The sequence below is a fragment of the Microbulbifer harenosus genome (assembly GCF_005771435.1).
Taxonomy (GTDB): Bacteria; Pseudomonadota; Gammaproteobacteria; order Pseudomonadales; family Cellvibrionaceae; genus Microbulbifer; species Microbulbifer harenosus.
The window spans coordinates 1-2,974 of sequence record NZ_VANI01000036.1; the positions used below are offsets into that span (position 1 = coordinate 1).

4 protein-coding genes are annotated in these 2,974 nt (G+C 46.1%); all 4 read left to right on the forward strand.

What is annotated here, in order from left to right; genetic code table 11:
• Nucleotides 1-191 precede the first annotated feature (191 nt).
• The 4 genes from FDY93_RS19115 to FDY93_RS19985 all read left to right on the forward strand — a co-directional run bounded on the left by FDY93_RS19115 (nucleotide 192) and on the right by FDY93_RS19985 (nucleotide 2,420).
• Nucleotides 192-884: a hypothetical protein gene (locus FDY93_RS19115; protein WP_138237356.1), complete on the forward strand. Its 693-nt coding sequence runs from the start codon at nucleotides 192-194 to the stop codon at nucleotides 882-884.
• A 150-nt stretch (nucleotides 885-1,034) separates the two neighbouring features.
• Nucleotides 1,035-1,484: a DUF5063 domain-containing protein gene (locus FDY93_RS19120; RefSeq protein ID WP_171019043.1), complete on the forward strand. Its 450-nt coding sequence runs from the start codon at nucleotides 1,035-1,037 to the stop codon at nucleotides 1,482-1,484.
• Nucleotides 1,485-1,640: 156 nt separating this feature from the next.
• A complete protein-coding gene (locus tag FDY93_RS19125; RefSeq protein WP_138237358.1) occupies nucleotides 1,641-2,048 on the forward strand; it encodes a hypothetical protein in 408 nt (135 codons plus the stop codon).
• 126 nt (nucleotides 2,049-2,174) lie between these two features.
• Nucleotides 2,175-2,420 carry an Imm32 family immunity protein gene (locus FDY93_RS19985; RefSeq protein WP_171019044.1) on the forward strand — a complete coding sequence of 82 codons (246 nt, stop codon included), beginning with the start codon at nucleotides 2,175-2,177 and terminating at the stop codon, nucleotides 2,418-2,420.
• Nucleotides 2,421-2,974 lie beyond the last annotated feature (554 nt).

Below are 2,974 nucleotides of genomic sequence, written 5' to 3' on the forward strand. Positions count from 1 at the left end.
AATATAGAATTAGGTCTTGCAGAGGAAAATGTATGTTCCTAGCAAGTGCCATCTTCCACATAACAATGCGCTGCAGGCCGACGTCTAACTTTGCGCACTTTTTACGCGGTCGCTTCGCTCCCATTATCGCGCAAAAAGCGCACAAAGTTAGCCGCGGCTGAGCGCGGCGTTAAATTCCGACCGGAGATATCGTGCATAAGGACATTGATGAAGTATTAGTTCGGCTAAATACCTGGGGTGCACACCTAAGGACCACAGTCCAGCCATTGACTAAAAATATTGCGTATAAACCGACATTTGATGCCGATTACTACAGAGAAGCCGTCTTATACAGATTTATTGAGCTGGCTAAGTCAGCATGTCAACTTTATAAGTCAAATCTTCTGATAGGCTCATTGGTTTCTGTAAGGGCCGCACAAGAGACAATCGCGGTAGCTTGGTTTATCAACTATAAACTTGATCAATTTAGCAAAAATAAAGACCTTAAACACTTTAGCGAAACTGTTAGAAGGTTAATTCTAGGGTGGTCAAATGATGCCGAGTTTCCCGAAAAAATTAACGTATTTAAGTGCATTGATTCTGTCGATAAAGTGCTAGAGGGAAAATTTAGAAGGCATTACGAAATGTTGTCGGAGTATGCACATCCAAATTACAGCGGAACTTTCGGGGCTTATGGTTCTACAAATATAGATACACTTGAAGTTACTTTCGGAAGTTATCCTAGGTCTGAAAAAACACTGAAGCGTCACATAAAATCCACGCTTACTATCTGTGTCTCTCTATTGGAGATGATACAGGAAAAATCTGAAAATTCTTTTAATTCCGCATTGGATGTATGCCATGAGCTACATGAGCAAGGGAAGCTAATGGATCAGTTGCAATGAAATTTAACAAACGCAAGCAGGATGCTGCGGCCCTTCGGGCCTCCGCGGGACGCCCAACGCTATGCACATTTTGTGCGGGTCGCTGCGCTCCCAGTTTCGCACAAAATGTGCATAGCATTGGTCGCCCCTGTTGCGGGCGTTAACTGCAAGATGAATATCGAAGCATCAATCAAAGAATTTGTAGATTTCATCCTGGTGGAATCTGGAGTGGAGGATGATATCGGATTGCTATTGGAGCACCTAGATAAACTTCCAATCATAGTTTCTTCTGCAAAGTTCACCTTTGATGAAAAAGATTATGCTGATGCTCCAAATAAAGATTACAAAACAATTAGGTCAAAGATTGAGTCAAGATTTCCAAAGATTGGCTACTACAACACTGTTTTAGAAATCTCTGAAAATCTAGAAAATACGGAGATTTCAGTCGGGGATGCTGTAGACGATCTGGCAGATATCGTAGGTGATCTACTAGATGTTCTCTGGTATTTTAAAAACACCTCAGAAGATGACGCGTTATGGCACTTGGAGCAAAGTTACATTTCGCATTGGGGGTTGCACCTCAGAAGTCTTCAGCTCTATTTGCACGAACTCTGGTGGTAAGCAGTTAACAAGCGCAGGCAGTTTGCTCCGGCCCTTCGGGCCTTCGCGGGACGCCCAACGCTATGCACATTTTGTGCGGGTCGCTGCGCTCCCAGTTTCGCACAAAATGTGCATAGCATTGGTCGCCCCTGCTGCGGGCGTTAAGCGTAAAAAAGAATGAAAGCCTGGTTTGAGATTGAAAGGCCGATAACTGTAGAGGCTGATATTCCTCTGAAAGATGAAGCTCCAGAGGAAATTAAAGAGAAATACGCATCTACACTCCAAGGGAAGTTTATTGCGTGGTCTACATCAAATGGAGAGTTGATCGGCTGTATCAAAAACAATCGAAGTGTTTGTGCAAGAATCGAGGAAGTAAAGTACATCGAGCTTTATGAAATGGTTCCGGCAAAGGGGTGGGGAGAGTTAGGTTTAGCATTCATGGCAGAAAACGGAAGTTGCGTCTCTTTAATTGCTAGTTCGCGTCACTCCCTAGAGTCTCGAATGTGGCTTGTAATGCTACAAGAGAAGTTGGTAAATCTCTTTGGAATTCCAGCAAAGTACTCGGACCTTGGCCCGGACGCTTAACAAAGCAATGCAGCCGACGTCTTACTTTGTGCACTTTTTGCACGGTCGCTGCGCTCCCATTTTCGTGCAAAAAGCACACAAAGTAAGCCGCGTCTGATTGCGGCGTTATGAGTCTTGGAGAATATAGTGCTAACCGTCGAGAGGGATGAAGAGTGTGAGCAAATCTATATCCATGGTTCGCCAGATAAACTTCGCTGGTTAGCATCGCGCTTGCAGGCGATAGCTAATGAGGCAGAGAAATCTGGGCAGTCGCACGATCATCTTATGTCAAAAGAATGGGGTGGTAGTGAGCTATCAAACGAGCTGCAGGGGAAGAAAGAGTCTCACTCTATAATCAATCATCTTATAGTTTATGGTTGGGCCAAGAGCTAAGATAAAACTCATAACAAGGCCGGGCAATTTACTCCGGGCCTTCGGCCCTCCGTGGGACGGCTTACCTTGTGCACGTTTTACGCGGGTCGCTGCGCTCCCATTTTCGCGCAAAACACGCACAAGGTAAGCCGCCCCTGCCGGCGGCGTTATGGTGCCGGTCGGTAAAAATTAATATTTGTGCGGCTGCAATTTTTGCGCACATTTTTGGCATCCAGTATTTGGCCTTTTGCCTGGGCACATTCAAGCAGTTTCGTTCCTAGAGCGTTCGCTTGTTTTCAGTAAAAGAGGCGATTCCGCTGCAGTATTGTGGCGTGCCAATAAGATAAAAATTGGTTGGGGAAAGTGCGGTATTCTTTCCTCGTAATTTTCGGGCGGTGGCCAGCCAAGTCGTGGCTGGCAGCGTGCCGGTAAGCGAGTCCGCAGCGCGGCAAACCATAACCAGGCGCTGCAGGGGACGGCTTACTTTGTGGTGCGCCGAGCAAAGCTCAGGCGCAGGGGATGTTGATCGACAAGGAGGATGATTAACGGAAACTGTGCGTTGGTTTCCCGTGGGT

What these genes read in the sequence shown, in the direction of transcription:
- FDY93_RS19120 (WP_171019043.1), top strand. Translation starts at nt 1,035, where the DNA reads ATGAATATCGAAGCATCAATCAAAGAATTTGTAGATTTCATCCTGGTG.
- FDY93_RS19125 (WP_138237358.1), top strand. Translation starts at nt 1,641, where the DNA reads ATGAAAGCCTGGTTTGAGATTGAAAGGCCGATAACTGTAGAGGCTGAT.